This window comes from Desulfobacteraceae bacterium (genome assembly GCA_022340425.1).
In the GTDB taxonomy this organism is placed as follows: domain Bacteria; phylum Desulfobacterota; class Desulfobacteria; order Desulfobacterales; family JAABRJ01; genus JAABRJ01.
In genome coordinates this window covers 1-4,457 of the sequence record JAJDNY010000098.1, presented here as the reverse complement: position 1 = coordinate 4,457, position 4,457 = coordinate 1, and the positions used below count along the sequence as shown (strand labels likewise).

Here is a 4,457-nt window from a genome sequence, read left to right as displayed (position 1 = left end):
GCGGTCTCTTGGGCCGGATGGTCGCGGTGGATTTGGACCCGACCCGAATCGCCTTTGCCCGCGCCCGCTATCCCTTTTGCGATTACCGCACTGGCGACGTCCACCATCTGGGCTTTGCGGACGGCACCTTCGACTACCTCCTGGCGGCGGAGGTATTGGAGCATCTCCCCGATCCCCGGTGCGCGCTGAAGGAACTCCGCCGGGTTGTTAAAACCGGCGGCTACCTCATCGTATCCGTGCCCCATGAGCCGTTTTTTCACTGGGGCAACCTGGTCCGGGGGAAATACTGGGACCGCGGCGGCCGAACCCCGGATCACCTCAATTTCTGGCGCCGCCGGGAGTTCGAAGGCCTACTCTCGGAGTTTGTGGCCATTGAAAAACGGTTTGCCGCCGCGACCTTTCCCTGGCTGCTTTATCTCGGCAAATTTCATCAGGCGGGGTGAGCTTTTTTCCCGATGAAAAAGCCCCTGCTAAGCCACCCCATCCAGTTCGCCCTGTCGCTGCTTTTGGCCGCAGCCGTTGCAGCCTTGGCCGTTTACAAAGGCCCCGAACTGCTCCAGGCCTTTGTGAGGGTGCGACCGGGGTGGGTTCTGGCAGGGGCCCTTTTTTTCGCCGCCAACTACTGCCTGCGGGCCCTGCGCCTGACCACGCTTTCCCCCGAACCCCTGCGCTTCTGGCCCCAGGCTGTCCGAACGGCCTGCCTGCACGGCATGGCATCGTTTCTTTTCCCTTTCAGGGCCGGAGACTTGACCTTGCCGGTGCTCTTGAAATCCGCCAACGCCACCCCCCTGACGGTGGGGACTCGTATACTGATCAAGGCGCGCCTGCTGGACGTCGCGGCCATGGGGTTCTGGATGGCGGCGGCGGCGCTAGTTCTGCCGGCCGCCATCCCCTTTTATTTCCGATGCGGCTGGCTGGCGCTGGCGTTGCCCATGGCCGGGGCGCCCTGGATTCTGAAAGGCATGGGCCACTTGGGCAGCCGTTTCACCACAGGCTGGCTGGGCCGTATGGCCGACGCGGCCGCCCAGGCGGAGTTCAACCGCCGGCTGATCCTGCAGAGCCTGGCCGTCTGGCTGACCATCGGCGGGTTTTTGTTCTGCGCCACGCGGGCCGTCGGGTTGGATCTGAAGATCGGCGAGGCCTGGTTTCTGATTTCGATCCAGTTGCCGCTTCAGATCCTGCCGGTCCAGGGCATCGCCCAGGCGGGCAATCACGAGGGCGGTTGGGTTGCGGGCCTTGCGCTGTTGGGGATTCCACCGGCCGAGGGCCTGAATTTCGCCCTGACCTCGCACGCCCTGATTCTGATCAACATTCTGGCCCTGGGGCCTGTGGCGCTGCTGGCCCGGAAAAAAACGGCGCCTCCCGGGTAGCCGCCGGGCCGGCGGTCATTTGCCTTCCGGCTGGATCCACTGGCCCTCCTTGAGGTAGGGCAGGGTGATCTGCTTCAACTCCGTCTTTTTTTCCAGAAACCGCGCCTTCATGCCCAGCAGCCACTTTTTGTGATGCTCGACATCGGCCCTGGTTAAAAACAGCTCGTGGGCGCTGCGCGGGATCTCGAAAACCGGCACCCCCGCCGCGACGCGAAATGTGCCGGTGTTGCTGCAGAGCTGGCACTGCACCCGGTCACCGCCCAGAAAACGGAACGTGGTGCCGCCGCAAAGCAGGCAGGAGGGACCCGTCGGCAGCAGCGGGGGGCCGAAGAGGGCTGCCGCCAGAGCGGATACGGTGTCGCGTGTTTCCCCGTTCAAAAAAACCTCGCCCGGCAGGGCGCCGAAGGCCATCCGGACCCCCCTGACGTCGGCCAGCAGCAGCTTTAAAAACCGCTCGATATCCAGGAGGGTGCCGCCCTCCTTGCCGCGGATGCCGGCGATGCCGATTCCCACCGCGGGTTTGCCCCAGAGACTTTCGGTGTGGTCGTAGCGGGCCAGCCCGCGGTCCAGAAAGCGCTTGAGGCAGCCGTTGGCCCCCAGAAAATAGGTGGGGGCCGCCACCACCAGGGCGTCCGCCGCCGTGATGACCGCCAGCACGCGGTAAAAATCGTCCTCCAAGGGGCAGCGCTGGCCTTCCATCAGGCAGCGGTAGCAGCCGCGGCAGGACTGGATCTCGAACTCCGGCAGCCGCAGCAGGTTCAATTGATGAGGGGTGTCAACCCGGCGCGCAATTTCCTTGACCATGATTTCGCAGTTGCCCAGCCGGCGCGGGGAGCCCAGAAGGCCTAAAATCGTTTTCATCGCTTTCTCCGCAGAATGGTGTTGTGAACAAACCGGCGTTTCCGCCTCCCGGTTTTTAGACCGGCGGCTTGATCTCGATCAACATCTATTTTATAGAGTCTCCCACACGCGCCGCTGACCCGCTGCAGGTGGCGGAAACCCCAAGTGCCGGAAACATCAAACCATGGCCTCACAAGACGAACCGGATCTCCGGGTGGAGATCGGAGGCATCCCGCTGCAGAACCCCGTCATGACGGCATCCGGGACCTTCGGCTACGGCCGCGAGTTCAAGGACCTGGTGGATTTGAACCGGCTCGGGGCGATCATCGTCAAGGGGCTTTCGCTCGCCCCCAGCCGGGGCAATCCCCCGCCGCGGATCGCCGAGACCCCCTGCGGAATGCTCAACGCCATCGGCCTGGAAAACGTCGGGATCGAGGCCTTCAAGCGCGACAAACTGCCGTTTCTGCGCCGGCTGAGTATTCCGGTATTGGCCAACATCTACGGCACGACGGTCGAGGCCTATGCCGAACTGGCCGCCCAATTGGACGGCCTGCCCGAGGTGGCGGGGATCGAGGTCAACATCTCCTGCCCCAACGTCAAGGCCGGCGGGGTCGCCTTCGGCGTCCAGCCCGACATGGCCGCCCGGGTGGTGGCGGCCGTGCGCGCCAAAACCGTCAAACCCGTGGTGGTCAAACTCTCCCCCAACGTCACGGACGTCACCGAGATCGCCCGCAGCGCCGAAGGGGTCGGGGCCGACGCCCTCTCCCTGATCAACACCATTACGGGCATGGCGATCGACATCCACACCCGCCGGCCCAAGCTTGCCAATATCACCGGTGGGCTTTCGGGGCCGGCTATCCGTCCGGTGGCGGTGCGCATGGTCTGGCAGGTGGCCCGGGCGGTCCAGATTCCGGTGATCGGCATCGGCGGCATCATGACCGCCGAGGACGCCCTGGAGTTTCTGATCGCCGGCGCCGCGGCGGTCCAGGTGGGGACCGCCAATTTCGTCAACCCGCGGGCCACCATGGAGATCCTGGCGGGGATCGTTGCTTACCTGCGCGCGCACGGGTTTTCGCGGCTGACGGATCTGATCGGCTCGCTGGAGACCTGAGGTCCTCGGCAAGAAATAATTCCACATCTTGCTTGTCTTTTGGCCCGTCACCGGCGTTACATCCGCCGGCACATATCCCGATATGCACCGGCGAATGTGCCTGGGTGGCAAACCAAAATCCGGCGCCATATTGTGGAATTATTTATAGCCGCGACCCTGAGCCGCGCGCGAGGCTTGAATTCAAACCACAACGAACCAGGAGGGAAGCGGAATGGTGAAGCGTTGGATGCTGCTGTGGATGGTGGTGGTGCTGATCTCCCCGGCGGCGGTGGCCATGGAGATCGGTGGGGTCGTTTTGCCGGATACGCTGGTGGCCGGCACTCAGGATCTGGTACTGAACGGCGCGGGTCTGCGGACCAAATTTTTTGTCAAGGTTTACGCCGGCGGCCTTTACCTAAAGCAAGAATCGGCTGACCCCGCCGGGATTGTCGCGGCCGATGAACCCATGGCGATCCGGATGCACTTCATCCACGACGGCGTCTCCAGCCAGAAGCTGATCGCGGCCTGGAACGAGGGCTTCGCCAACGCCACCGGCGGCGCCACCGCCCCGCTTCAGGCGGAAATCGACCAGTTCAACGGCTTTTTTGCCGAAGAGGCCAAAACCGGTGACGTCTACGACATCATCTACACCCCGGGGCAAGGCGTGCGGGTCTACGCCAAGGGACAGCTGCAGGGTCTGATCCGGGGCCTGCCCTTCAAACAGGCCGTTTTCGCCATCTGGCTGGGGGAAAGACCGGCCGACAAGGGTTTGAAAGCCGGGATGTTGGGAAAATAGCGTATTCCACTCCAATCCCCGATTTGAAATGGCCGCCGACAGGCGGCCATTTTTCATTGCAGCAAGGTCTCTTCTGTAATTCATTTCCCACCGGTTGAGTAAAAATCCCAGCTTTTATCCCGCTTTTGGAATTAAAACGGCTTCCGTTTTTGACTTCCAATTTCAAAATATTTCATAACCTATAGAAAATTTTATATTTTTAATTGCTTTCATTTTGTTTTTACATCCTGGCGAGGGTTTTGCTCTTTTCCCCTCCCAGAGAGGATGAGGGAGGGCCTAACCTGCGGGGGTTGTCAAATCAACCGGTCGCAGAGATGAAATGGAGGCAAAGATGAAAAAGAAGCTCTGGTTGTTGTCGCTG

5 protein-coding genes are annotated in these 4,457 nt (G+C 62.1%); 4 read left to right on the top strand and 1 reads right to left on the bottom strand.

All coding sequences use genetic code 11. The features are described from left to right. Both LJE63_08835 and LJE63_08830 read left to right on the top strand, forming a co-directional pair. Positions 1–443: class I SAM-dependent methyltransferase (locus LJE63_08835; protein MCG6906718.1), on the top strand; the 443-nt coding region annotated here is incomplete at its 5' end. Positions 444–455: 12 nt separating this feature from the next. Further along, complete coding sequence (locus LJE63_08830; protein MCG6906717.1) at positions 456–1,370, top strand: flippase-like domain-containing protein; 915 nt, start codon at positions 456–458, stop codon at positions 1,368–1,370. Between the two features lie 15 nt (positions 1,371–1,385). Here the strand turns inward: LJE63_08830 and LJE63_08825 are convergent, their stop codons facing one another. Further along, positions 1,386–2,231 carry a flavodoxin family protein gene (locus LJE63_08825; protein ID MCG6906716.1) on the bottom strand — a complete coding sequence of 282 codons (846 nt, stop codon included), beginning with the start codon at positions 2,229–2,231 and terminating at the stop codon, positions 1,386–1,388. A 163-nt stretch (positions 2,232–2,394) separates the two neighbouring features. On the opposite strand from LJE63_08825, the gene LJE63_08820 reads away from it, so the two are divergent. Together LJE63_08820 and LJE63_08815 are read left to right on the top strand one after the other, a co-directional pair. Beyond that, positions 2,395–3,321, top strand: a complete 927-nt coding sequence (locus LJE63_08820; protein ID MCG6906715.1) for a dihydroorotate dehydrogenase — start codon at positions 2,395–2,397, stop codon at positions 3,319–3,321. A gap of 211 nt (positions 3,322–3,532) precedes the next feature. Beyond that, the gene (locus LJE63_08815; protein MCG6906714.1) at positions 3,533–4,096 is read left to right on the top strand and encodes a chalcone isomerase family protein; all 564 of its coding nucleotides are present in this window, start codon (positions 3,533–3,535) and stop codon (positions 4,094–4,096) included. Positions 4,097–4,457 lie beyond the last annotated feature (361 nt).